The sequence below is a fragment of the Carnobacterium viridans genome (genome assembly GCF_900102725.1).
GTDB lineage: Bacteria > Bacillota > Bacilli > Lactobacillales > Carnobacteriaceae > Carnobacterium_B > Carnobacterium_B viridans.
Genome location: NZ_FNJW01000008.1, coordinates 1,991,584 through 2,016,805, shown reverse-complemented (window position 1 = coordinate 2,016,805; position 25,222 = coordinate 1,991,584). Strand labels below are relative to the sequence as shown.

At 37.8% G+C, this 25,222-nt stretch carries 20 protein-coding genes and 1 other annotated feature; of the genes, 9 read left to right on the top strand and 11 right to left on the bottom strand.

Annotated elements, in window-relative coordinates; genetic code table 11:
• Nucleotides 1-75: 75 nt before the first annotated feature.
• Nucleotides 76-1,824: an ABC transporter ATP-binding protein gene (locus BLT48_RS11150; protein WP_226776718.1), complete on the top strand. Its 1,749-nt coding sequence runs from the start codon at nucleotides 76-78 to the stop codon at nucleotides 1,822-1,824.
• On the top strand, nucleotides 1,817-3,631 hold the full coding sequence (locus tag BLT48_RS11145; protein ID WP_089977992.1) for an ABC transporter ATP-binding protein: 1,815 nt from the start codon (nucleotides 1,817-1,819) through the stop codon (nucleotides 3,629-3,631). The genes BLT48_RS11150 and BLT48_RS11145 overlap by 8 nt, the downstream gene beginning before the upstream one ends.
• Nucleotides 3,632-3,705: 74 nt before the next feature.
• Here BLT48_RS11145 and BLT48_RS11140 read toward each other — a convergent pair whose 3' ends face one another.
• On the bottom strand, nucleotides 3,706-4,518 hold the full coding sequence (locus BLT48_RS11140; protein WP_089977990.1) for an alpha/beta fold hydrolase: 813 nt from the start codon (nucleotides 4,516-4,518) through the stop codon (nucleotides 3,706-3,708).
• A 243-nt stretch (nucleotides 4,519-4,761) separates the two neighbouring features.
• On the opposite strand from BLT48_RS11140, the gene BLT48_RS11135 reads away from it, so the two are divergent.
• Nucleotides 4,762-5,160, top strand: coding sequence for a VOC family protein (locus BLT48_RS11135; RefSeq protein WP_035021552.1), 399 nt, complete (start codon nucleotides 4,762-4,764; stop codon nucleotides 5,158-5,160).
• Between the two features lie 51 nt (nucleotides 5,161-5,211).
• On the opposite strand, the gene BLT48_RS11130 is transcribed toward BLT48_RS11135, so the two are convergent.
• Nucleotides 5,212-5,586: a type II toxin-antitoxin system PemK/MazF family toxin gene (locus BLT48_RS11130; RefSeq protein ID WP_023176947.1), complete on the bottom strand. Its 375-nt coding sequence runs from the start codon at nucleotides 5,584-5,586 to the stop codon at nucleotides 5,212-5,214.
• Between the two features lies 1 nt (nucleotide 5,587).
• Nucleotides 5,588-5,812 carry a type II toxin-antitoxin system PemI/MazE family antitoxin gene (mazE, locus tag BLT48_RS11125; RefSeq protein ID WP_023176946.1) on the bottom strand — a complete coding sequence of 75 codons (225 nt, stop codon included), beginning with the start codon at nucleotides 5,810-5,812 and terminating at the stop codon, nucleotides 5,588-5,590.
• Between the two features lie 212 nt (nucleotides 5,813-6,024).
• On the opposite strand from mazE, the gene BLT48_RS11120 reads away from it, so the two are divergent.
• Nucleotides 6,025-8,562, top strand: coding sequence for a DEAD/DEAH box helicase (locus BLT48_RS11120; protein ID WP_089977986.1), 2,538 nt, complete (start codon nucleotides 6,025-6,027; stop codon nucleotides 8,560-8,562).
• Nucleotides 8,559-9,269, top strand: coding sequence for an SWIM zinc finger family protein (locus BLT48_RS11115; RefSeq protein ID WP_035021545.1), 711 nt, complete (start codon nucleotides 8,559-8,561; stop codon nucleotides 9,267-9,269). The genes BLT48_RS11120 and BLT48_RS11115 overlap by 4 nt, the downstream gene beginning before the upstream one ends.
• A gap of 497 nt (nucleotides 9,270-9,766) precedes the next feature.
• Here BLT48_RS11115 and BLT48_RS11110 read toward each other — a convergent pair whose 3' ends face one another.
• The 3 genes from BLT48_RS11110 to BLT48_RS11100 are packed head-to-tail and all read right to left on the bottom strand — an operon-like array spanning nucleotide 9,767 to nucleotide 12,660.
• Complete coding sequence (locus BLT48_RS11110) at nucleotides 9,767-10,525, bottom strand: ABC transporter ATP-binding protein (RefSeq protein WP_089977985.1); 759 nt, start codon at nucleotides 10,523-10,525, stop codon at nucleotides 9,767-9,769.
• A 2-nt stretch (nucleotides 10,526-10,527) separates the two neighbouring features.
• On the bottom strand, nucleotides 10,528-11,595 hold the full coding sequence (locus BLT48_RS11105; RefSeq protein ID WP_089977984.1) for a FecCD family ABC transporter permease: 1,068 nt from the start codon (nucleotides 11,593-11,595) through the stop codon (nucleotides 10,528-10,530).
• 24 nt (nucleotides 11,596-11,619) lie between these two features.
• Nucleotides 11,620-12,660, bottom strand: a complete 1,041-nt coding sequence (locus tag BLT48_RS11100) for an ABC transporter substrate-binding protein (protein WP_089977983.1) — start codon at nucleotides 12,658-12,660, stop codon at nucleotides 11,620-11,622.
• A gap of 683 nt (nucleotides 12,661-13,343) precedes the next feature.
• Between BLT48_RS11100 and BLT48_RS11095 the strand changes: the two genes are divergently transcribed.
• Complete coding sequence (locus BLT48_RS11095) at nucleotides 13,344-14,615, top strand: DEAD/DEAH box helicase (RefSeq protein WP_089977981.1); 1,272 nt, start codon at nucleotides 13,344-13,346, stop codon at nucleotides 14,613-14,615.
• 200 nt (nucleotides 14,616-14,815) lie between these two features.
• On the opposite strand, the gene BLT48_RS14565 is transcribed toward BLT48_RS11095, so the two are convergent.
• The 4 genes from BLT48_RS14565 to BLT48_RS14390 form a co-directional block, all read right to left on the bottom strand.
• Entirely contained in the window at nucleotides 14,816-15,070 is a 255-nt protein-coding gene (locus BLT48_RS14565; protein ID WP_369332861.1) for a cyclic nucleotide-binding domain-containing protein, read from the bottom strand.
• Between the two features lie 2 nt (nucleotides 15,071-15,072).
• Nucleotides 15,073-15,243, bottom strand: coding sequence for a hypothetical protein (locus BLT48_RS13920; RefSeq protein WP_176944119.1), 171 nt, complete (start codon nucleotides 15,241-15,243; stop codon nucleotides 15,073-15,075).
• 57 nt (nucleotides 15,244-15,300) lie between these two features.
• The gene (locus BLT48_RS11090) at nucleotides 15,301-15,675 is read right to left on the bottom strand and encodes an NAD(P)H-dependent oxidoreductase (RefSeq protein ID WP_439328947.1); all 375 of its coding nucleotides are present in this window, start codon (nucleotides 15,673-15,675) and stop codon (nucleotides 15,301-15,303) included.
• A gap of 441 nt (nucleotides 15,676-16,116) precedes the next feature.
• Complete coding sequence (locus BLT48_RS14390; protein ID WP_089977972.1) at nucleotides 16,117-17,847, bottom strand: ABC transporter ATP-binding protein; 1,731 nt, start codon at nucleotides 17,845-17,847, stop codon at nucleotides 16,117-16,119.
• Between the two features lie 217 nt (nucleotides 17,848-18,064).
• Nucleotides 18,065-18,350, top strand: a binding site (T-box leader).
• 113 nt (nucleotides 18,351-18,463) lie between these two features.
• Between BLT48_RS14390 and BLT48_RS11080 the strand changes: the two genes are divergently transcribed.
• The 3 genes from BLT48_RS11080 to BLT48_RS11070 are packed head-to-tail and all read left to right on the top strand — an operon-like array spanning nucleotide 18,464 to nucleotide 23,255.
• A complete protein-coding gene (locus BLT48_RS11080; protein ID WP_089977969.1) occupies nucleotides 18,464-19,894 on the top strand; it encodes an ABC transporter permease in 1,431 nt (476 codons plus the stop codon).
• Nucleotides 19,895-19,911: 17 nt separating this feature from the next.
• A complete protein-coding gene (locus BLT48_RS11075; RefSeq protein ID WP_089977967.1) occupies nucleotides 19,912-21,375 on the top strand; it encodes an ABC transporter permease in 1,464 nt (487 codons plus the stop codon).
• A 56-nt stretch (nucleotides 21,376-21,431) separates the two neighbouring features.
• Nucleotides 21,432-23,255: an ABC transporter substrate-binding protein gene (locus tag BLT48_RS11070; protein ID WP_089977964.1), complete on the top strand. Its 1,824-nt coding sequence runs from the start codon at nucleotides 21,432-21,434 to the stop codon at nucleotides 23,253-23,255.
• 259 nt (nucleotides 23,256-23,514) lie between these two features.
• Here BLT48_RS11070 and BLT48_RS11065 read toward each other — a convergent pair whose 3' ends face one another.
• Nucleotides 23,515-25,179 carry an ATP-dependent nuclease gene (locus tag BLT48_RS11065; RefSeq protein WP_267462148.1) on the bottom strand — a complete coding sequence of 555 codons (1,665 nt, stop codon included), beginning with the start codon at nucleotides 25,177-25,179 and terminating at the stop codon, nucleotides 23,515-23,517.
• Nucleotides 25,180-25,222 lie beyond the last annotated feature (43 nt).

The following is a 25,222-nucleotide window of genomic DNA, read 5'->3' as shown; positions in this document are numbered from 1 at the left end:
TTTCAAAGCATCGAGCCCGCTCTTATGCTATCTGAAGTAAGTTTATACGCATAACTAAAAGGAGACATGAACAATATGCATTTATTTTTTACATTTTTAAAGAAAAACAAACTGCTTGTCCTTGCTACAAGTAGCTTAATTTTACTTCAATCCGTAGCAACTCTATTCATCCCTTATCTAATTGCTCAACTCATTGATAAAGGTATTTTAGAAAAAAATACCAACGTCGTTTCTTCTATTGGAATTCAGATGTTGCTTACTATTCTTGTAGGTGCTCTTGTTGGGGTGCTTGGAAGTTACTACACTTCTGAAATTGCTTCACGTTTTGGAAAAGAAACCCGTAAAAAGTTATTTAGAAAAATACAAGATTTGTCACTAAATGACACTAATAAAATTGGTGTGGCCTCTTTAGTCACGAGAACGTCTAGTGATGTTGTCAATATTCAAGAAGTAACTTTATCTCTCTTTCAAATGGTTTTACCGAGTCCATTTATGGCAGTCATTTCTATTGTATTAGCTTATCGGATTTCCCCTATGATGACGGTCATTCCACTTATATCCATTCTTATTTTTATCGGTGTGATTACTGCCGTAATGTTTAAATCCACTCGCTTGATCAATAACATTCAGAAAAAGATGGATAAAATGACAATGCTTGTTAGACAATTTTTTAAAGGCGTAAAAATTATTCGTGCATTTGATAACGCTGAATATGAAAAAAATAAAGTTGATGGTAGTTTTAATGATTTTGCTGCTAACATGATTCGGATCAATAAGTACTTTGCCTTTCTAACACCTGTTGCTTTTAGCCTGAACGCCCTTACGATGATCCCTATTATTTGGGTGGGGAGTTCCTTAGTTGCAGACAACACCATTCAAGTAGGTTCCATTACTGCCGTTATCGGGTACTCAGTCATCACAATGTCTTCATTTATCATGACCGCTTTGATTATGTTTAACATACCTAGAGCAATCGCATCATTAAATAGAATTCAAGAAGTACTGACACTTCAGCCAGAAGTGGAAGATGATAGTCAGTTAAACGAAAAAGTAGATGTTACTGTGCAGCCTGCTTTGTCATTTGAAAACGTAACGTTTAAATATCAAGGTGCTGACAAATCAGTCCTAGAAGACATGGATTTTTCAATCAACACAGGTGAAGTATTGGCTATCGTTGGTGGAACGGGATCCGGTAAAAGTACGATTGCTAAAATCCTTTTACGGTTCAATGACATTCAAAAGGGTCGCATTTTGATACACGGTACAGATATCAGCAAACTTTCTCAAAAGGACCTTCGTTCATTGATCAGCTACGTCCCACAAAGAGCATTTTTATTTAGTGGAACCATCCAGGATAATATTTTAGATGGGAATAAAGAAGCTACGGTTAATGAATTGAGACATGCAGCTCAGGTTGCTCAGGCCTTACCGTTTATAGAAGAACAGGATCAGCAATTTAATGCCTTGGTAGCTCAAGGGGGAACCAATTTTTCTGGAGGACAAAAACAACGTTTGGCAATCGCACGTGCACTGATAAAGAAATCTCAGATTTATGTATTTGACGATAGTTTTTCAGCACTGGATTATAAAACAGATGCGAAACTAAGAGCCGCTTTAAAACCAGAATTGAAAGACGCGGTAACGTTAATCATTGCCCAAAGAATCAGCACGATCATTGATGCTGATCAAATCATCGTCTTAAACGAAGGGAAAATTGTGGGTAAAGGAACCCATTCAGAATTAATTGAAAAAAATCCTGTTTATCAAGAATTAGCTAAATCTCAAAATATGCTGTCTAAAAGCGAGGTGAAAGAAAATGTCTAAAAAAGAACAAGTGCTTTTAGAAGAACTAGACTCAGAAAAACCAAAAAATCTAAAAAAAGCCGTTCATTATTTTTTCGAACTGCTAATGCTTCAAAAAAAGAAAACCATTCCAGCTATTCTTTCAAACATCATTGGCACATTAGCCTATGTTTCGATTCCTTTAGTTACAGCTCAAGCTATTGATGGACTAATTGAAGCTGTAAAATTACCGGGTACTTCAATGATGGAAAGTATTCGAGCTGCAATCACGGGACCACTTTTAATCTTATTAATCATTGCTGGAATCATATTTATTTGTAATTACTTCCAGGAATATTTAATCGCCTCTGTCAGCGAAGAGGCCAGTCTAACCTTACGAAAGAAAATAACAGCTAAACTAAATAAATTGCCTTTAAATTTTTACGATCAAACACAAGTAGGCGATCTATTAAGTCGAACGACAGCCGATGCAGATAAAGTAGCGAACTTTATTATCATGAGTTTTAATCAGTTTATTAGTTCAATCATCATTGTCATTGTTGGGTTGAGTCTAATGATTTATGTTAGCGGCCGCTTATCCTTGATTATTATTTGTATGATCCTGGTCAATATTATCGTCACGAAAGTCATTTCTAAAAAGAATCAAACGTTATTTGGCGACAATATGTATACCTTAGGAAAATTAAGTGGCGCTACGGAGGAATATTATTCCGGAAACACGATTATTAAAGCTTTTAATAAACAAGAAGAAGTCATTCAAAAAGCCGATCAATTAATCGACGAACAATATAAAGCACATAAAAAGGCCCAATTTGTTAACTTTGCAATCTACCCTATCATGAGAAGCATTACTCAATTGGCGTATATCAGCAGTGCCTTAATGGGCGCTACTTTAGCCATCCAAGGAACGATAACAATCGGATTGCTTCAAGCTTTTCTACAATATGTCAATCAAATTTCAGATCCCATTACAGAAGCCTCTTACGTCGTGAACATGCTTCAAGGTTGTTTAGCAGCCATTGAACGGATTTATGAAGTTTTAGATGCAGAAAATGAAGTTCCTGATATCAAAAAGGCTAATGTGATCGATAATCCTCTTGGCCAAATCGAATTTTCGCATGTCAGCTTTGGCTACAACAAAAACCAATTGATCATGAAAGATGTTAATTTTATTGCAGAACCTAAAAAGACGATTGCCATCGTAGGTCCTACGGGTGCTGGGAAAACAACACTTGTAAACTTATTGATGCGTTTCTACGAAATTAATAGTGGTTCTATTTTATTTGATGGGATCGACACGAACACCCTCACCAGACATGATCTAAGAAAACAGTTTGGTATGGTCTTGCAAGATACATGGTTATTTGAAGGAACCATTGCTGAAAATATTAGCTACGGAAAGAAAGACGCTACTAGAGAAGAAGTTATTGCCGCAGCTAAAAAAGCTCAGTGTGACTCTTTTATCCAAACGTTACCAGAAGGTTATGATACGATTATTTCGAGTGAAAATAATATGATCTCTCAAGGACAACAACAGTTGTTAACCATTGCTCGGACCATTTTATCCGATCCGAAAGTCATGATCTTAGATGAGGCCACTTCAAGTATCGATACTAAAACGGAAATTAAAATCCAACAAGCAATTGATCATCTCATGTTGGACAGAACCAGCTTTGTGATTGCCCATCGATTGTCGACAATTAAAAATGCAGACCTCATTTTAGTTATGGACAAAGGGAATATTATTGAAACTGGAAGCCACCATGAGTTATTGGAAAAAGACGGTTTCTATGCTGATCTTTATCAAAGTCAATTCCAATCAGCATAAGTTTACTAGAATTATGTGAAAAATGACTATTAGACAAAAAAGCTAGAAACAGATTCTGTTTCTAGCTTTTTTCTTTAGTTCTTATTTTGAATAAACATCAACATCGTCCGATTCAATTTTTCTGTCTCATCATGGAAAATCGCATGGCCGCTCTTTCTAAAGGGCACGACAATAGTTTTAGAAATCAATTGAGTCATTTCTTCCACCACTTCATACGAACAAACAGTGTCTTTTTTGCCATGACAAATTAAGGTCGATACCGTAATTTTTTCAAGGTCTTCTCGTACATTCTCATCTCGCATAGCCAGAGCTGAAAGAATCATTCCATAAGAAGAAGCCCCTAATGCCAAATTTGTCAGCCAACCTTTATAGGAGACTAAGGTTTTCTCATGAAACAGCTTTTTAATAAAGTCTTGGATTAGTTTAGGACGATCAACTTGAATTTGTTCAACCATGGCTGTGATTTCTGACTTTTTAATCCCAATGGAGTAAGCAGGTTTCTTAGCAAATTGAGGAACTGCTGCACTGATCAAAATCAGCTTCTTAATTCCAAATCCCTTATGACGAGCCATGTACCTCGTGGCAACCGCTCCGCCCATTGAAAACCCGACTAAAATAGCCTCTTCAATGTGTAAGTCTTCTAAAACGCTCTTAACATCGTCCGCAAGTGTATTGTAGCCGTAATCTTCAATCACTAAATCTGACTCACCAAACCCACGAAAGTCGATTCCAATCATGCGATACCCTCTAGGCAAAAAGTAATTGTATTGGTATTCAAACATCTGATGATCAAACGGCCATCCATGCAAGAAAACAATTGGCTGCCCATCTCCTACATCTTCCACTGCAATAGACGCATGATTCGTTCCCTTAATCATTTTTTTCATCTTAGTTACCTCCTACTACCTTCTCTACCTAAGTATAATAGAAGAGCTTCTTTTTTTAACGGGATAAAGCTCAGAGCCTCTCACCAATTTATCGGTTTTAGCCTTTATTCCTTACTCATGTAGACTGGGCAGACATCTTAGAATGACTAGCGCAATTTAATCTCCTATTTTTGACAAAAAAGTTTCCTCGTGAGATGCTTTACTTGTAATAAAATCAGTCTATGAAGAGAATGGAGGATTTTTATGCCAACAATGGTTTTTGTAAATTTCCCTGTATCTGATGTCAATCGCTCTGCTGCATTCTATGAAAAATTAGGTTTTACTAAAAATAACGAATTCTCAAATGATGAAGCTGTCGCAATGGTTTGGGATGATCATTTTTGGATCATGCTACTAAATCACGAATTTTATAGCCGTTTCATTAAAGATAAAACAATTGCTGATACTCAAACCACTAGCAGCTCTCTAATTGCATTTAGTCTAGAAAGTGCTGATGCAGTCAAAAAATTTGCTGAAACAGCCAAAGCCAATGGCGGTGATTTCCATAAAGTAGACATGGGGATGTCTGAAGACCAAATGTTTGGACTTGAAGTACAAGATCCAGATGGAAATACCTTGGAGCCCAGTTGGATGGCAATGTAGACACATGATAAAATTTTAAGATTCGTAGCGGATAAATTACTTTTAAGGTTCTTATTCTCCTAACAACTTATCAAAGGAAAAAATATCGGTAGCTACTTGGGCAACAATCCCTAATTCGGCAGTCGTAGCTTTTTCGACAAAGGTCACGGCTCTTTCTTTTGCCATAAAATCGAACCCTTTTATTTGCATCGCATTGATTGTTCCATGGATGGTATGATCCTTCGATAAAGGAATAAACCCTGGTCTACTTTTATTGGTGGACGTAATTGGACACACTTGTATAAACCCAGTTGTGGCATTGTAAGCATCTGAGCTAAGAACTAAAGCCGGCCTTTTCTTTTGAATTTCTCTTCCAGCACTAGGATTAAAATTTATCCAAACGATATCCCCTTGTTTTGGTGTATAATCATTAATCGAGTAAATCATATTACACTTCTTCTCTTCCAATTAATTTTTTATCCTCGTTAAATTCATCCTCAAATCTTAAAGTTTCGTTATTTTCTAGAGCTTTTTCAAAAATATTATTTACTTTAGGTACATAAGTAATACTTCCTAATTCACCTTTTACGGCTACATATTCTTGATCTGGTTGAAGATTGAACTTCGTAGGGACTGTTAATACAATGGCATTTCCTTGTTTTCTAGTCTTCATTATGCTCATCTCCTTTATTAGTTCACCCATATTTTACCAAAACCTAATAGTAAATACAATGTATTTACTATTAGGTTTTGAAAACTAAAAATTTCTCTCTTGCTTTCAGTTTGATATTAAAAATCGTATAATACTCTAAAAGAAATCTTTATTCCGATTGGTACTTTTCTAATTTCTCAATCGGATAATTCAAAAGAAAGGGCTAAAAATACATGGCACAAGCAATTTTTTCAGAAAAAGGATTTTATATTGAAAACCCGGAAGTAGACTATGAATATGCATTGAAAGATGCACCTTTTCAGACTCTTTATGAGCAAAGTTTTTCTACAGAATCAGTAGAAACGGATGTCTCGATTGCTTATTTAATCAATGTAGCGCAAGAGTTTGTATCTGCGTTAAAAAATGACGGAGAAATTGAAGTGACTCGTACCTTTCGTTTCCCTTCAGAAACGGTTTATCAACAGCTTATGAACAAGGCTCCTTTTGTTACAGGCTATGAATTTATTACTGTTCAATGGTTGAAAGACGTTCATCAGGAATTAGCAGCGATTTTTAGTGAAGAGCTGAGTCATCTTCAAAGCAGTGTTTCTGAATATATTCAATCAAAAAACAGGTCCTTAATTGTTGCGGGCAGAGTTTACTTTCACTTGGTCGAAAGCAAACAAGAAGGCTTTCCTTTCGCTTTTCTAGCTACTTATGCTACTAAATACAAAGACAAAGTCAGTCACATGCCGCTAAAAAATGCACTTGCAGAATTCAATGATTCTTCCGAGATGCTTTCTTTACTATCTGCTGTTGGACGGGTAGCTAATGAGTCTGTTTTCATCTCTCAATTGGTCGAATCCGGAGAATTATTTTCGCCACTGAGATTCAACGAAAACGAAGCTTATCAATTTTTGAAAGAAACGCCGCTTTATGAAGAACAAGGAGTCATTTGCCGCATTCCTGATTTTTGGAAAAAAGAGCGCAAAACAACCATTAAAGTGACCATTGGAGATACAAAACCGAGCAGTATTGGAATAGAGGCTCTGTTAGAGGGCAAACCTGAAATCTATCTAGGTGAAGAACGATACTCAAAAGCAGAAATTGAAGACTTATTGCATCAAAATGAAGGATTGGCTTTCTTGAAAGGCAAATGGGTTGAAATCAACCACGAAAAACTGCAGCAGCTGTTAACAACTTATGATACGAAAGAAAACAGCGAATGGACCTTGTTTGATGCTTTGCGGCAGCAACAACTTTCTGACGCTGAAGAAAACGACTCTCTGATTGAAACAACGAATGGCCAATGGCTGCAAACCGTTTTCCAGCAAATGATCACTCCTACTCAAATCAAACAAGAACAACCTGCAAAATCTTTTCAAGCAAGTTTGCGGCCGTATCAGCTAGTAGGATACAACTGGTTAAACTTTATGCAAGAACAGACTTTTGGCGCCTTATTAGCAGATGATATGGGCTTAGGAAAAACGGTTCAAATCTTGGCTCTGCTAGATTCTCTGCGTCAAGAAAACAAACGGGCTCTTTTAGTTATCCCGGCTTCTTTACTGGAAAATTGGAAGAAAGAAGCTGCCCGCTTTGCACCCCATTTACAGATACAAATTTTGCACGGAAAGAATACCTTCGTTCAAGATGTAGAAGCTGACTTGTTTATCACGACGTATGGCATGGTTGCTAGAATGGAAGCACTCAAAGAAGAACAGTTTGATCTTCTAATTTTAGATGAAGCCCAAGCCATTAAAAACCCGGGAACTAAGCAGACTAAAAGTATCAAAGCCCTGCAAGCCAACGCAAAAATCGCGATGACCGGAACGCCAATTGAAAATCGACTTTCAGATTTATGGAGTGTGTTTGACTTTTTAAATAGCGGATTGTTAGGATCAAAAGCAGAATTCGCAAAACAAATCAAAAAAGGCACCGACTATGGAGCGTTACGCCAAATGATCTCGCCATTTATTCTTAGACGGCTGAAAACTGATCGACGCATTATTTCCGATTTGCCGGAAAAAAATGAACAGAAAGAATACGTTTCGCTTTCCAAAAAACAGATTGCCTTGTATAAAGGACTTCAGCGAGATATCGAAAAATCGATGGCAGAAACTGAAGGAATTCAACGAAAAGGTTTAGTATTAGCGGCTATTTCTAAATTCAAACAAATTTGCAATCACCCAGACCAGTATTTAGGCAATCAAGAATTCAAACCAAAACTCAGTGGGAAATTTGAAGCCTTACAGAGCATTTGCGAAACGATTCGTGACAAGCACGAACAAGTCTTGATTTTCACACAATTTAAGGAAATGTGCGAACCGCTCAATGTATTTTTAGCAGAAGTTTTTGGCCAATCGGGGTTGGTCTTGCACGGCGGAGTTCCCGTAAAAAAACGCGGTGAGCTGGTTGATCAATTCAACGATCCTGATACGTACACACCTTATATGGTACTCTCTATTAAAGCTGGCGGTGTCGGTCTGAACTTAACGGCTGCAAACCATGTCATCCACTTTGACCGATGGTGGAATCCAGCCGTTGAAAACCAAGCAACCGATCGAGCATTTCGAATTGGGCAAGAAAAAAATGTCTTTGTGTATAAATTTGTGACTAGTGGAACGATTGAGGAAAAAATCGACGAACTATTAACAGAAAAAACACAACTTTCTAATGATTTGATTACTGAAACAAGCGGCGAGAATTGGCTGACAGAAATGAGTAACGATGACTTAAGGAATCTCTTTACTTTGGAGGTGAATGACAAATGAGCCGATATGGTTTTTATGAGTATGAAAGTATGGCCGAAAAAAAGGAAAAAGCTGAACGTAAACTGACGACCTATCAAAGAAAGCATCCTGACGCTCAGCCTATTTTGCTTACAGGTACTAAAATCGCCAATTCTTTTTGGGGAAAAGCGTGGTGCGATCATCTAAAACACTATGCGGATTATGATAACCGCATCAACCGCGGACGTTCGTACATCAAAAATGGTTTTGTCTTTGATTTAACGATTGAAAAAGGAATCATTCAAGGAGTTGTCTGCGGCAGCAGCTCAAAATTATATCAAGTCGACATTGCCATCGATCCGATTACGGATCAACGATTCGTTCACCAAATCGGCGGACACATTGAAAGTTTAGAAGCACTGGCAAATGGCCAATTCCCTAAAACACTCGCTGAAACTTTTTTGACCAACGAGAACGGCTTGTTTCCTAATCTAAACGAAATCAACCTCTCTTGCAATTGTCCGGATTGGGCACATATGTGCAAACATATTTCTGCAGTCCTTTACGCTGTAGGAGCTAAATTGGATTTGGACCCATTGCTTCTATTCGAATTGCGGGGAATTGATACAACGGCTTTAATCAAAAAATCCGTTGAAGAAAAAATGACGACATTATTAGAAAATGCGCATACTGCAACATCTAGTCGTATTATTGAAGACGATGCGATTATTGACCTTTTTGATTTATAAGGGCTGCTTCAATGTAGAATACAGCCTATCCAAACTACCATATATGTAATAGTTTAGTGTAATTTACAGGTAAAAACATTTTGAGCGCCATATGAGTTAACTAATAAAATATTTACGGTAGGGAAACTTACAATGTCTACCGTATGGATCAACTACTAAGATGCATACGGTAGGCAAACTCACAATACCTACCATATGGATTAACTACTAAGATGCTACATGTAGGCAAGCTTACAATGACTACCGTATGGATTAACTACTAAGATGCTATATGGTAGGCAAGTTCACCATACCTTGTGCTGCACCGGTAATAATTACTACTTTTCCTAATAAATGATCCATGAAAAAAATCTCCCTTTAAAAACAAATTTGTAACAGAATATAGTCACCTATAGTATTTACATTTAATAATTAAATACTTTTCCAACTAGATATCAATCCATTCAACCTTTGTTGCTTATTAGGAGGGTGTAAAGCGTAAATATTCTTTTTTATTTTCATAGAAACTCAATGGTTTGGTTACCTGAAATAGGGTTAACATAGGTGTGACTATCCACTTCATACAATTCTTTAATGACCGCTTCTGTTAACACTTCTTCAGGTCTTCCCTCTTGAATGATCCGTCCATCTTTCATCGCATACAAATAATCCGTAAAGCGTGCAGCTAGATTCAAATCATGTAAAGCTGCTAATACACCAATAGGTAAGGAAGTGACTGTTCTTAAAATACTCAATTGATGTTTGATATCCAAATGATTGGTGGGCTCATCTAAAACTAAAAATTTAGGTTGTTGGACCAAGGTTCTGCCTAATATAACGCGCTGTTTTTCTCCACCGGACAGGGATAAGAAACTCCTATCCGCGATTTTTTCCAAGTCCAGTTGGAGAAGAACCTGATCAACAATTTCATAATCTAAAGCATTGTCTCTCTCCATCAAACCTTTGTAGGGTGAGCGTCCGAGTAATAACATGTCACGGATAGAAAAATCAAAATTGATTTCGTGAAACTGTCCCACGACACCTAATTTTTTTGCGAGCTGTTTATTTGAAAGATGTTGAACATTTTCATCACCCAGAGTAATGACTCCCTTACTGGGTTCAAGTAGTTTAGAAACACTTTTCAATAAAGTCGATTTCCCACAGCCATTCGGTCCAATCACACCTACAAACTGATTCTTACTAACGTGCAAGGAAACACCTTCTATAATCTTCTGAGAGGCAATAGATACCGATACGTTATCAATCGTTAAATTCATACTTACCCTCCAAACTCGTAGCCTTTTTTCACAAAAATATAAATGAACAGTGGTGCACCAATTAAAGATGTCAAAATACCAATAGGCAGTTCAACCGTTGGCAGGATAATACGAGACAAGATATCACACCATACCATAAATAAAGATCCTGAAAAAACCGATAATGGTAAAAAGTATCGATGATTTGACCCGACTATCCCACGAACAATATGTGGGATGATCAACCCTACAAATCCAATCATTCCAGTATTTGCCACAATGACCCCAGTTAGAACCGACGTAATAACGAGATACAATTTGCGATAAAATTTCAAATTTACCCCAAGCGTAATAGCTGATTCATCGCCTAATAACATAAGATTCAACGTCCGTATTTGCGTTAAGAAAAAGAGCAAACAAACCAGGACAACGGTGGCTATCAAAGGTAACTTGGACCAACTTGCTCCGACTAAACTTCCCATCATCCAAAAAGTAACTGAACGAATCCCTTCCGCATCATTAGCGATATAAATAATGAAATTGGAAAAGGCTGTAAAGAGAGCATTTAATACCATCCCGGATAAGATCAATTTAATCGAATTAATTTGTCCAGTAGCATTCGATAACATTAAGACCAGAAGAGCAGCTGTCACAGCACCTAAAAATGCCCAAAAAGATAACCCAAACTGTGCCAAGATACTGGTTCCACCAAAGCCAATCATAATCGCAAACGTCGCACCCAGAGAGGCTCCAGAAGAAATACCTAAGATATAAGGATCTGCGAGTGGATTCTGGACCGTTGTCTGCATCACTGCTCCAGCTAAGGATAAGCCCATACCTGTGAGCATCGCTAAGAGTACTCTTGGAAAACGAATCTGCCAGATGATATTTTCAAAAGAATCAGAAGAAACGCTCGGTAAGTTATCAATCCTTCCCCCTGACAAATTTTTAAGCAGGATTTGAAAAGATTCTTTTAAAGGCACTGCGACTTGCCCGACCGCGACACCGATTCCAATCGAAAAAATAATCAATACAGTAAATAGGAGTAAACACATATAAAATAATTTGCGTTGTTTATCGATGTGGTTCATCCGTTTACTCCCTTCTACTATGAATTAATTTTTTGACTGCATTTCAGCACTAAGTTGTTCCATACCGGTTAAAACTTGGTACCCGTAACTCCAGAACTGATTGTAATCAATCGTATAGATATGGTCTTCCTTGATCGCTGTCAGACTTGAAAGTGCATCATTTGCTTTCAAATCAGCTAAGCTCTCTTTTGGATCACGTCCACCCGTATAGTTAACCAATAATAATACATCTGGATCAGCTTCCAATAAGGCTTCCACGCTGATTTCTCCCGTTGCATTTGCAAATGTATTTTCTAAGCTCATATAGCTTAATGCATCGTTTAAGTACGTGTCTGCTGCACCACTGTAAATATCCACTTTAGTACCTTCTGCCCCAAAAATATAGGCATAATCAAGTGTTGCCTGTTTATCCGGAATGGCTGCGACGATTGCGTCCATCCGTTTTTTCACATCTGTTGAAAATTGTTGTGCTTTTTCTTCAACCGCAAATAATTTTCCTAACTGATCAATATCTGTGTATAAATCCTCAAAAGTTGCGCCAGTCGTTGATGTCGCTTGAATATACGTCTGGATACCCACATCATTCAATTCTTCAACCGTTCCTGTTCCCCATTCGGCATTAGCAAACAGTTGTCCACGTCCCACAACGATATCTGGATCAGCACCTACGACTAATTCCTTTCCAACATATCCTTCTGACAAAACAGGAATGTTTGAAAAATCTTCAGTTACCGTTTCATCGCCTTCACCGTATAAGGCAGCTACGCCTACAATGTCTTCAGCCAATCCAAGTTGGATCAGCAACTCCGCTGTTCCCTGATTATTGGCTACAATCGATTTCGGACTAGATTCATACGTTACTTCTTTTTTTGAAAATACTGCGCCTTCTGATGACGCAGTGTAATTATCCAACGTTAATGGAAAAGTTGTTTTTCCGGTCTGTTCCGTTGACTGTTCACTCGCAGCTGTTTGCTCTTCTGCAACATTTTTTTGTCCACACGCACCTAGCAATAAGGTTGAAGCCGTAACAAGGCCTAAGAATTTCATAGTTTTTAGTATAGTCATTTTTTTCATCTCCAAATATTGTATGTATTTTATTTTTATCCGTTCAGTTTTATACTTTCAATCCTTCAGTTATTGTCTAAAATCAGGTATCAGATAAGACAAATCAAACTTTTTTAAATTGATAAGTATCTTCATTTCTAATTATATGATTGAATTTTGTTAAAGTAAATATAAATGTTAAAATATTCACAAATAAACAGAATAAGAATTACTATTTCGATACTTTTCTATTGGTTAATTCAAAAAAGTCCTTTAGACAAAATATATTCATTAGAATTCTAAATCCTATTTTAATTTGGCTAACTTATGATTTTTTTCACTTGCGGACACTATTGTCTCTTTTTATTAAACAATGGCAGTATGATAAAACGAATTTTAAATTTTCTTTCACTAAAGTAAAAATTAACATAAGATAAATAGTTATTTTTCCAAAAGCAAGTGTTTTTGGAAATCTCTATTATATAAAAATAAAAACTCTAAAACCCCAAAACCGGAATAATGTGACTCTCACTTCCATTTCTGATACAATAGGCCAGTCATGCTATTTCTCAGAGAAACTATATACTTGTTCGGATTAGGTCGATTTTTGAAAGATAGTCAGACTCTTGTATGCTAAACCAACCTAATCCGAAACACATTCACAAAAAATTAAATGCATGTATACCATGCCGAGGGAGAACCATTTGTTATTTAATGAATTAGAATTGAACCAACACCTATTGCACGCACTGAAAGAAGCAGGTTATACGAAAGCAACGCCTATCCAAGAGGATGCCATTCCGCATCTGATGAACAACAAGGACTTGTTGGGTTGTGCCCAAACTGGTACTGGTAAGACAGCTGCCTTTGCTTTACCCATCCTTCAAAATATTATGGAAGAAAAAACCGTTGGAAAAGGGGCCATCAAAGCCTTAATCCTTGCTCCTACACGTGAACTTGCCATACAAATCGGTGATAGTTTCCAAACATACGCTAAATACCTTCCATTGAATATCCAAGTAATTTTTGGTGGCGTTTCCCAGAATCCTCAAACAGCCGCGCTGAAACGTGGAACGGATATCCTAGTCGCGACGCCAGGCAGACTTTTGGACCTTATCAGACAAGGATTTGTCAAACTGAATCAGGTTGATTTCTTCGTCTTGGACGAAGCCGATATGATGTTGGACATGGGGATGTTACGTGATGTACGCCATATTATCCGCGAATTGCCTAAGAAACGTCAAAGCATGTTCTTTTCAGCAACGATGCCGAGTGAAATCGAAAAACTTGCAGGAACCATTTTATCAAACCCGGTAAAAGTGGTAGTCAATCCGGTTTCATCAACTGTTGAAGTCATCCAACAGAACGTTTACCGCGTAGCCAAGACCGACAAAACTAACCTACTTATCTATCTTTTGAAGAATAAGCAGGTTGAGCGCTCCCTAGTCTTCTCCAGAACCAAGCATGGCGCCAATAAAATCGTCAAAAAACTTTTGCAAGCGGGTTTCTCCGCCGAAGCGATTCACGGCAACAAGTCTCAGAATGCGCGTCAGCAAGCTTTAGAAAACTTCAAGACCATGAAAACTAGCGTTCTCGTAGCGACAGATATCGCAGCCCGTGGTATCGATGTGCCTGAGCTTTCGCAAGTTATCCAATTTGACTTGCCTGAAGTTCCAGAAACCTACGTTCACCGTATCGGCCGTACAGGGCGCGCAGGGCTAAGTGGAAAAGCTATCTCTTTCTGTGATGAAACAGAATCAGACTTGTTGCGCGACATTGAAAAACTTAGTAAGAGGAAAGTTCCAGTCATAAAAGACCATCCTTATCTTTTGAAAGAAGGCACTCAAGCACCAACACAGCAGGCGAGAAAAGCAGTTGCCACGCGCAATAGTGGAACACGCGCTAAAAGTAAACAAGGTCGAAGAGGCGGTCAAAAATCCGCACAAAGACCTCGTGTACAAACGAAAAACACGTAAAATAACCGGTTGACAAAGCCTCCTGCTTTACATCGGTAATGACTTAGGTGAAGTAGATGAAACTAAAAAAAACATTCATTAAGTATTAATATACTATTTTTCAACTTACTACTATCAAAATATATGCCAGCAGTTAAGGTTTGAAGCTACTCAATGGAGAGTGGCTTTTTTTTATATCTAATACATACAAACAGGTCTTTCTAAACACCAGATCTGTTAGACAAATCTTTCGCCAACAAAAAAGAACATTTTCTGAGTAAATTAAGATTATTCATGATGAGTTCATATATAACAGCGGACTCTAATTTGACAACTGTTACATCTGTTAGACAAGTAATCGTAGCTACATACTGCTCTTTATTACTCAGTACTTCCAACAAACCAATGTTGCCGCTTTTTTTATCTACTTGGAAATAACTGAATTCATTGCCATCTTTATAGCGCCTTTGCCCAATTGCTATCCCTTCAACGATAAAATAAATATAAGAAGAAAATCATTTTTTTCAACAATCGCTTTACCTGAATTAAACAACCTAGTTTGCCCTATGTCTCTAATATACTCCTCTATATCGGAATAATTGAAATCTTCAACAGCCTTGTATTTTCCCCAGCTATCACGTAAATTCATGTTGAGACCTCCTTTAGACCCGTTTGTGGGCTACTTGGTACTATGAATTACCTAGTTTTATTCCGTTATTGTCATAAACATCCATTCAGATGATAAACGTCTGATTGCATCATTTAAACCATTACTATCGCTCGATTCCTGGGGTTGCCCTGTCGTACTGATTATATAGGCTTGCATATCGATTAATCGACGATCAGGGCTACCGTCCATATTGTAAAAGAACCCATGAGAAAATATCCGATTGACATATCCTTTCATGATTGCTGGCATGGAATTCCACCAAATCGGGAAAATATAAAGCAGTAAATCTGCTTCAATAATTAATTCTTGCTCCACCTTTACGTCTGCCAGTGGTCCCTTTAAATCACGAATAAACTCACCATTTTTAATATGATTTGTTTCTTCAGCTTTTAACACTGGATCAAAACCCATTTCACACAAATCGCGAGCTTTCAAGTTTCAACCATTCGTTTGTTCTTATTTTTAAAGTAGCGAGTAAACTTGTTTATTCTGGAAGAAAGTCATTTTTAAAACTCAGTTCCTATCATGTTTACAAGGAACTCTTTTAACGCCCATTCAGTATGTTGATAAGCTTTTTCTGAATCTCTATCTTATTGCTAAAAAACTTTTCAGTTCCCATTACTGCTGTTTGCCTAAAAACACCATCTCAACCAACTATTGCGTTAACCAATGATAGCGTATCCTTGTAGCCATACCGGTCAATTCATGGCAATATTGTGTTAACACCAGTAACTATCTTTAAAGAAAAAAGGTTTAAATCAAATTCTCCTTTGATTTAAACCTTTTTCTTTTTTGAAACCTAGTTCCCAATTATTTAAAATTGTCTTTACTTTCTGTTTACTGTCTTTCCGCTCATTGAGCCACCCAGTGATGAGGCCTAACTTCTTTAAAGGTAGCTTTTTCCGAATGAAAAGCAGCTTGTTCATCGGCCACTGCGCTTATCGGCTTTTTGGTCGCCTCGTAAGTTGGATCTGGAACTGGAATAGCCGATAAAAGTTTTTTCGTATACGGATGGATGGGATTTGAAAATAATTCTTCCGCGTCGGCTAATTCTACGATTCGCCCATTATACATCACAGCTACTCGATCTGAAATCTGTTTGACCATTGCTAAATCATGGGCAATAAACAAATAGGTTAACCCTAATTTTTCTTGCAACTCTTCTAACAGTTCAACAATTTGAGCTTGGATAGAAGCATCTAACGCTGATAACGGCTCATCGAGCACAATAAATGCCGGATCCACTGCCAAAGCTCGTGCGATTCCGATTCGTTGCCTTTGACCACCTGAAAATTCGTGTGGATAACGTTGGGCAAATCCTTCGTCCAATCCAACGAGACTCAGCAATTCAGCCACTTTATTGTTGCGTTCTTTTTTGTTTTTTGCTAACTGATGGATATCCAAAGCTTCACCAATAATGTCTTGAATTTTCATTCGTGGGTTCAAAGAAGCATAGGGGTCTTGAAAAATGATCTGCATGTGCTTGCGCATGGTTTTTAATTCTTTTTGAGACAAATGGTTCAAGTCAAACCCTTGATACAACGTTTCTCCACCAGTCGCTTCATGTAAACGAAGGATCGTTCGTCCAGTAGTCGATTTCCCCGAACCCGATTCTCCGACTAATCCAAGGGTTTCTCCTTCGTAAACGGCAAAACTAATGTCGTCTACTGCTTTTAATAGACCGGTTTTTCCTAAAGGGAAATGTTTTTCTAGATGAGAAACGTCTAGCAGTTTTTTTCGTTTTCCTGAGTGGATTTCTGCCAGCTTTTTTTTATGTCGTTCTGACTTTTCTTTATGCAAATTGGGAATGGCAGCCAAAAGCATTTTAGTATACGCTTCTTTCGGGTGCTGAAAAACGTCTTTTGTTTCGCCTGTTTCTACTACTTGGCCATTTTTCATAACGATCACTTGATCGCACATATTTGCTACAACACCAAAGTCATGTGTGATCAAAATAATCGCTGTCCCAAACTTCTCTTGAACCTCTTTTAATAAGTCCAAAATTTGAGCTTGGATCGTGACGTCTAATGCTGTTGTCGGTTCATCTGCGATCAACAGTGCCGGTTTGCAGACTAACGCTAAAGCAATCATCATCCGCTGACGCATGCCTCCTGAAAATTCATGGGCATACTGTTTGTACCGTACGTCTACATCAGTGATCCCAACATGATGCATAATGTCTTTTGCTCGGATTTCTGCTTCTATTTTCGATAATTTTTCATGATAAAGAATCGTTTCAGTGATTTGGCTTCCGACTGTCATCGTTGGGTTCAAAGAAGTCATCGGATCTTGAAAAATCATCCCGATATCTTTTCCCCGTATACCTCTCATTTTTTTCTCAGGCAGGCTAAGCAAATCTTTCCCCATAAATACAATATTGCTTTTAGAATGAACATAGGCATTGGGCGCTAACAACCCCATAATCGAGCGAGCCGTTACGCTCTTTCCGCTGCCAGATTCTCCAACGATTCCCAGTGTTTCTCCTTTTTTAACTGCGAAAGAAACATTCGAGGTGACTTGCTGTGTACTGCTTCCTGTCGTAAAAGAGACAGATAAATTGTTTACATTCAATAGCGTTTCCATAAGCGACTCCTTTAACCATTCTTAGTCAAAATAAATAAAGATGATCCTGTTTAGGCTGTTTTAGGTATTAAATGGCAGTTCTCTTGCTTAGAAATGTAACACGATTCAATCTAAAAATAAACCCTGTTACTTACTAATTAAAAGTTTTTCACTTAATCGCTTGACGAATATAAGAGTGTTTGCTATATTTATGTCTAGTTAGACAAGTGAACACCTCTGAAAAACGATGAAAAGAAAAGTACAAGTTGGATGACAGCACAGCGAGTCCCGTCTGGTGGAAAGGGATCTGGAAGAAAATTTGGAAGTGCATCTTGGAGTTGTATGGTTGAATGAACATTTCTTTAGACCATATCGGGTTTGCCCGTTACAGCAAATCGGTATATCCGTCTGTTATTTATGGCGCCGTACCGAATTAAGCATACAAAGTAAAACAAGAATGGCAGTTCTTTTTCTCTTTGTAACCATTAAGGTGGAACCGTAAAATATTGCATTTTGCCCTTAAACAGCTCTTCATCATATGAAGAAGAGCCGTTTAAGGGCTTTTTTGTTTGTTTTTCAGGAAAAATCACATCTAACGAATCACTAAAAAAATAAAAAACCGAAAGGAGGAAATGCCATGCACGCCAAACCAAATTGGCTGCAAACGATCAGTCAATCTTATCAAGAAGCTTCTCAGCAACGCATTATTGCCTTGGGTTTAGGTTTGCTCAGCTTCCCGTTTCAACTGCTCGTGCTCATCCGCTACTTACTAAAGAATCGCTTATCTGAATTACACGCTGTAGAGCAAAAAATCAAACGAACATTTGAAGAAAGCGGTGCGGCAGCGGCTTTAAAGGAAAACCTTCTGAACCAAGAAAAACGAAAGGCTGATTTTCTGCAGCAAAACAGCTCGAAAGCACAGATGGAAAAAAGAGTGAATGAACTTTATCAGACGGCTTATCAAAAAGAACTAAAGGAGCGTACATTGGCTTATTACCAAGAATCAACTAGCGAGCAGCCCAGTTTCTTGAATGAAACCGTCAAATGGCTGCAGCAGCCGCTGGGTTTTGTTTTGTCTCTATTTCTGGGCTTGCCTATGTATGTACTCTTGTTGATCGTCTCTATTCCTACGTTGCGCTACATTGTTGATCGCTTAATTATGATGGTGTTCGTTATTATCGGCGTTACCATTATCGTCTTTACTTTATTGTACTTATCGCCTTCAGATTCAGCGACAAACATTTTAGGAGTACAAGCAACGCCTGAACAAATTATCAACTTTAATGCTGTTCATGGCTTAGATGATCCTTATCTGATCCAGTTGGGCCGAACCATCAAAGGTATTTTCACATTTGATCTAGGCAATGCTTTTGAAGGAAATGAACGTGTTGTAACAATGATCATGCGTCGCTTCCCAGTCACTTTACAATTGACTTTATTCGCCTTGGCGCTTTCCGTTGTAGTTGCTCTCCCTGCTGGAATTTATGCAGCGGTTAAAGCTAACACAACGTTTGACCATCTTTTTATGTTGATTGCTTTGATCGGAATATCCATTCCTAGTTTCTGGCAAGGATTGATCTTTATTTTGACATTCTCTATCAACTTAGGGTGGCTGCCGGCTACTTACAATGCGGACAATCTGGTTTCTCTTATTATGCCAGCCGTTGTTCTGGGAACGGGCTTGATGGCTTCGGTTGCGCGAATGACCCGTTCATCGACACTGGAAGTCATCAATGAAGATTACATTTTGACAGCCCGAGCTAAAGGCCTGTCAACTAGAAGAGTTATTCTGCGGCATGCCGTACCAAACGCTTTGATTCCGATCGTTACGATTATTGGCTTACAGTTTGGCGGAATGCTGGGCGGCTCCTCTGTGACGGAAAAAGTATTTAATATCAATGGTGTAGGGAGCTATATTGTCGATAAACAGTTTGTTCCAGATATCCCAAGTGTTATGGGCGGCGTTATTTATATCGCCGTTATCTTATCGATGGTCAATGTCTTTATTGACTTACTTTACAGCTTTATTGATCCACGAATTCGTTCTCGGATCAAAAGCGGACGATGAAAGCAGGTGTCTCTTAAGTGAAATCATACCAAACAAATTTAGTTTACCAACAAATCCGCTTCAACAATGGATTGACTTGGGGGTATGCCGCATTATGGATACTGCTGAGCATTCAATTTCAGCCGTTTGGATTTAAACCGGTGATTCTAGGAATAGGTGTTTTAAATGTACTCGTCAGTTTAGTACACCAATGGTTACTCCAAATGGTCAAAAAAGACGATTTCCATGCTGAAATAAAACTTCCTTCAGTTAAAATCCTTTCAGTGGTCATGCTCTTTAGTCTTTTGATTGGAAATATCTTTGCTTTTATTTCAGGAATCATCACGCTGAAAAAAACACTAACGACTAGCCTGATTTATGCTATTTATATGGTGTTGGTAGATGTACTCGTCATTGCTGTGACGGCATTGAATGTGTTCAAACCGTTTGTATCGAACACTTTTTTACCGCTCTTTTATCTGATGATTGCTTCTCTGATTTTCCATAGCTTCGTTTTAGCCTTTGGACAAAGATGGTTTGACTGGCAGCCAACGGTTCAAAAAATAACGTTGCTCATACTGGCGCTGACCGGTCTTACAGGGAACATACTTGTCTTTTTTGTCGCAGCTTCTTTGTATCAAAATAATAAACCCGACCACATAGGGAAACGTCAAACCAGTATTCGCGAAAAGTTGATCAAAAATCAAGCCGCTTTGCTTGGACTGCTGTTCATTACTTTTTTGATCATGCTGGCGGTTACCTGTAATTGGACGTTTAGTTATTCTTTTGCGGTTCAAAATGACTACAGCTCGATTTTGCAAAGTCCTTCTTTACGTTATCCTTTTGGCACGGATAATTATGGACGCGATGTTTTTTCAAGAATTATTTTCGGCACACAAATTTCGTTGTCTGTCGGTTTGATCGCAACTGCTATTCCTTTAGTCGTTGGCGGTGTTTTAGGCGCAATATCTGGTTTTTACGGCCGTACGACCGACAACGTGATCATGCGATTATTGGATGTGCTTTACGCCATTCCCGGCATGCTGTTAGCCATTACGATCATAGCGGCATTTGGCGCTTCAACAACGAACTTAGTCATTGCATTAAGTTTAGGCTCGATTCCATCTTATGCTAGAACGATGCGAGCCAATGTCATGCAAGTCAGCAATTTGGAATACATTGAATCAGCTCGGGCTTTGGGACAAACTAACGGCCGGATCATTTCAAGGCATGTTATCCCGAATGCGATGGCTCCAATGATCGTTCGTTCAACGTTAACAATCGGAACGGCCGTTATTTCGACAAGCAGTTTAAGTTATCTTGGACTTGGGGTTGAACCTCACATTCCAGAGTGGGGAAATATTTTAAGGATCGGCAGCCAATACTTAGAGACTAGTCCGTATTTGGCGATCTATCCAGGGTTAGCGATTATCCTGCTGGTTTTATCGTTTAATTTCTTAGGCGATGGTATCCGAGATGCCACCGATCCAAAATTGAATTAATAAGGGTTCATTATCTTTGTTTTATAGACAATAAAAAAACTTGGAGGTTAAGTGCAATGAAAAAACGATTATTATCTCTACTAACTCTTACAGCTGGTGTGGTTTTATTAGCAGCTTGTGGTGTGCAAACAGAAGACCAAGCGAGCAACGGCAACTCTGCTGCTTCGACGAGTGAAACAACGGCAAAAAATACCATTGAACTATTAGGCACTTCAAGCAATGAAACCGACATGAATATCGTCAGAGATCAATTGATCAAAAATGGCTTCGATGTAAAATTGAATACTCAGCCGGACTATGCTAGTTTCCAAACCCAAAAAGAAGCTGGTAATTATGATCTAGCGATCTCAAGCTGGACAACTGTAACCGGAAATCCTGACTATGCTGTGCGTTCTTTATTTATTACAGACGGCGATAACAGCAGCATGTCAAACAGCGAAGTAGATGCTTTGATTGATGAAGCAGCTCTGCAAACTGCTGATGAGTATACTCAAACGTATAAAGAATTAGAAGATGTCTTAGTTACTGAAAATGCTTATATCGCCCCGCTGTATACTTCTTTAAAAGCTCAAGCATTTAACAGCGAACTCTTAAAGCCTGATTCTATTCGTTTGTCAAAATCACGTGCTTTTGCTTGGGAAAACGTGCAATTTAACGATACAGCTTTGAACGATACAGAATCCCTGCTGTTGACGCAAACGATGGGAGATTTGACTTCATTAGACCCTATCAAAGGCAATGACGGATCGATTAATCAATTGAATACGAATATGTATGTCCGCTTAGTGAACTTAACAGATGATGACAAAGTTGTTTCTGATGGCTCTTTAAGTTACAACCACGCAATCGCAGACGGCAACTCGGATTACTACTTCATTTTACGCGATGATATTAATTTTGCAGCCGTTGAAGATGGACAAGCTGTCGATACTGGTAAAATGGTCAGTGGTCAAGATGCTATTTTCTCATTAAACCGCGCAAAAAATCCGAATTCTGTACCAGACCACCGGACGTACAGTTTACATGAGCACATCGACTCGGCTAGCTTGGTTACAGATCTTGCTGAACTTGAAAATGCTCAGTTGTCTGACGGCAGCGGGTCTGTCAAAGAAGCTTTAGAAGCTGGTTTAGAAGCTCCTATTGCTGCAGTTGTAGAAGATGCAGAACAAGTTGATAATGCTTCAGGAAATTACCAAGTGATCAAAATGACCACAACAGAACCTTTCCCGCAAGTCTTAAACTACTTGGCGCACCAATCTGCAGGAATCGTGTCACAAGAACAAGTTGAAAGCATCAACACATACGATATCGAAAACTTTGATATCACTACTGATATCCCTTACGGAGACCAACGGACCGTAACAAAAGGCGAAACATATGACAATCATTTGTATGCCAGCGGTCCTTACATCATGATCCAAAAAGACGACTATGCCGCAACTTTCCAAAAAAATCCGGCTTATATGGCTGGAACAGAAAACGAAGCACAGATTGCTAATGTGACGGTTCGTTTTATCGGAGATGCGGATAGTGCCCTATCTGCTTTACGTTCTGGTGAAATCCACTTATTGTATGGATTAGATGAAACAAAATATGACGTTGTTGAAGGCGAAGACAGCTTAACATTACAAAGTATGCCAAGTAATGGTGTAACGTACATGTTGTTCAATACCAATGGACGGGATGTTTCTGATAGTGCCGATTTGCGTAAATCGATTCTTTACTCCATCAACCAAGATGAAATCAGTTCTGCTTACGATGGTTTGAAATTAAAAGCTTACTCGACTGTTAGTCCGTTAGTCGACACTGGAAATGAGTTAGTAGCCGATCCAGCTAAAGTAGAAGAATTCTATCAAAATTATTTAGATTCAGCGAACTAAACTCATAAAAAAACGGCTCTTCGTGGTTGTACAATAAAGGACGTTGGTGAGAGAAATCTCACTAACGTCCTTTATTTTGTCTAAATGGAAAACAAGTGAGTTCCCCTATAGAATTAAAGTCACCATAACCTGCTGGTAATTCACGGTGGCGGATATCATCGCAAACAAAAGAAATAATATCCCACGAAAGTCGTTGAACTATCAAACACCATTGACGCTCCCGACTTGGACTTACAAAGCCGTTTTTAAAATATAAAAGTTAACTATTAGTAATTAATTTAACTTTTTCTGTTTCTGTTTCTGCTTCTACAGAACTTTGCTTGCAATCTTCATTGACCTCATTAAAAATATTATTAACAATTTCCTTCCAAGTCTCAGTGACATCTTCCCAAACTTTCCAGTTTTCTGTAACATATTTATATGCTTTGTAAGGTTTCTCTGAATTTGGAGGAGTATATCCCAAAATATCTTCTATACAATTTTCAAGTGTAGTTAAATATTTATCGTTTCCTAATGCATTTTTTATGGGTTTATTCATAATCATAGCACCTGGGGTCTCGCTATCTTTATCATGCATTACAGAAGGTTCTATTCCTAGAGCTTTTAAATACTTTATTAACGAAATAATCACAGGCTTGCCTCTTGCTCTTATAATCTGCCAATTATTTAAAACTTTGTCTCTTAACTCCTTAGGCATTAAGGAAATAGTGTGTCTTAATACCACTTCCTCAGTATCGCCCTCTACAATTAGTACTCTTTGTGAAAAAAATACTCTTGAAAGATAATCATCCATTTTAAGAATAAGTTTTATGTAATCTTTGTCCCGTTCTACTAAATCCTTAAAACCTTTCATTATGTTAAATGGTTTATTTTGGGTTACTTTTGTTTTTACTAATTCATCTGATATATATATATCTTTCTTTTCTAAACTAATATAATTTAAAATTTGGTTAGGTTTCTTACTTAAATCTATCATATATGGTGAATGTGTTGTACAAACAATCTGATTATTCTCTATAGAAGATAATGAATATATAGTCTCTCTCATTTGATTAGCTGCATTTGGATGCAAATATATCTCTGGCTCTTCAAAACATATTATCAATGGACTTTCTGAATGAGTCACTTGAGCTCGATAACGTAATAATGCAAAGACAGCTGACCTAACTACACCAGTACCTTGATTCGCGATTGGTGTAGTGACATTACTTGTCATGTTAACATTGAAAGTAGGTTTTATCGATGCTTGAGGGTCTGATAAACTTGCATAAGCATTTAAACCTATCCCGGAGAATACGCCATCAATGATTCCATTTAGATCTTTCATCATTAATCCAAAATCAGATGATTCATCCTGTGGATCTAATTCTGCAGCCAGCAATTTTAAATGTTTATCTGCTTCTATATAATTTAAAGACTTTGAGCGAACAACATTAAACAAATCTTTTAATATAGATTGCATGGCTCCGGTTCCACTACTAAAATTATCTAGACCATCGTTTACTGGAATCATTATTACTTTAGGCAGTTTAGATAGAACGTTTGAAGAAAAACCACCTGGATTCTCCTTCCATTCTTCATTGCTATCTTTATCATAATCAAAGAAATCAAAATCAGATTCATATTTTTCTAAGAATTTGTTTTTATCTGCTTTTGAAAATTTTTTATCTCTATCTTTAGGCAAATTTATCTTAGGTTCTATAGTATTATCTTGCTCTATTAATTCTTCTGGAAATCCCAATTTAATAAATTCATTTATTGTATTGATATCTAAAAAAGGCTCATTTAATTTTGAAGGATGATTCTTTATGTATATTTTCCTATCTGTATTTTTTTGATAAACCTTTTTATAGTATAATACATTAGTTGAGTTTGTAATTTCATTACCATTTTCATTTATACTAGAATGATTTTCCTTGAAAATTCTACCTTTAAAACCTCTCCATGTTTCAGCTTCCGACGGTAAG

Bases quoted from the DNA above. Each gene is read 5' to 3' on its own strand.
- BLT48_RS11150 (WP_226776718.1), top strand. From the start codon at position 76: ATGCATTTATTTTTTACATTTTTAAAGAAAAACAAACTGCTTGTCCTT.
- BLT48_RS11145 (WP_089977992.1), top strand. From the start codon at position 1,817: ATGTCTAAAAAAGAACAAGTGCTTTTAGAAGAACTAGACTCAGAAAAA.
- BLT48_RS11140 (WP_089977990.1), bottom strand. From the start codon at position 4,518: ATGAAAAAAATGATTAAGGGAACGAATCATGCGTCTATTGCAGTGGAA.
- BLT48_RS11135 (WP_035021552.1), top strand. From the start codon at position 4,762: ATGCCAACAATGGTTTTTGTAAATTTCCCTGTATCTGATGTCAATCGC.
- BLT48_RS11130 (WP_023176947.1), bottom strand. From the start codon at position 5,586: ATGATTTACTCGATTAATGATTATACACCAAAACAAGGGGATATCGTT.
- mazE (WP_023176946.1), bottom strand. From the start codon at position 5,812: ATGAAGACTAGAAAACAAGGAAATGCCATTGTATTAACAGTCCCTACG.
- BLT48_RS11120 (WP_089977986.1), top strand. From the start codon at position 6,025: ATGGCACAAGCAATTTTTTCAGAAAAAGGATTTTATATTGAAAACCCG.
- BLT48_RS11115 (WP_035021545.1), top strand. From the start codon at position 8,559: ATGAGCCGATATGGTTTTTATGAGTATGAAAGTATGGCCGAAAAAAAG.
- BLT48_RS11110 (WP_089977985.1), bottom strand. From the start codon at position 10,525: ATGAATTTAACGATTGATAACGTATCGGTATCTATTGCCTCTCAGAAG.
- BLT48_RS11105 (WP_089977984.1), bottom strand. From the start codon at position 11,595: ATGAACCACATCGATAAACAACGCAAATTATTTTATATGTGTTTACTC.
- BLT48_RS11100 (WP_089977983.1), bottom strand. From the start codon at position 12,660: ATGACTATACTAAAAACTATGAAATTCTTAGGCCTTGTTACGGCTTCA.
- BLT48_RS13920 (WP_176944119.1), bottom strand. From the start codon at position 15,243: ATGAATTTACGTGATAGCTGGGGAAAATACAAGGCTGTTGAAGATTTC.
- BLT48_RS11090 (WP_439328947.1), bottom strand. From the start codon at position 15,675: ATGGGTTTTGATCCAGTGTTAAAAGCTGAAGAAACAAATCATATTAAA.
- BLT48_RS14390 (WP_089977972.1), bottom strand. From the start codon at position 17,847: ATGGAAACGCTATTGAATGTAAACAATTTATCTGTCTCTTTTACGACA.
- BLT48_RS11080 (WP_089977969.1), top strand. From the start codon at position 18,464: ATGCACGCCAAACCAAATTGGCTGCAAACGATCAGTCAATCTTATCAA.
- BLT48_RS11070 (WP_089977964.1), top strand. From the start codon at position 21,432: ATGAAAAAACGATTATTATCTCTACTAACTCTTACAGCTGGTGTGGTT.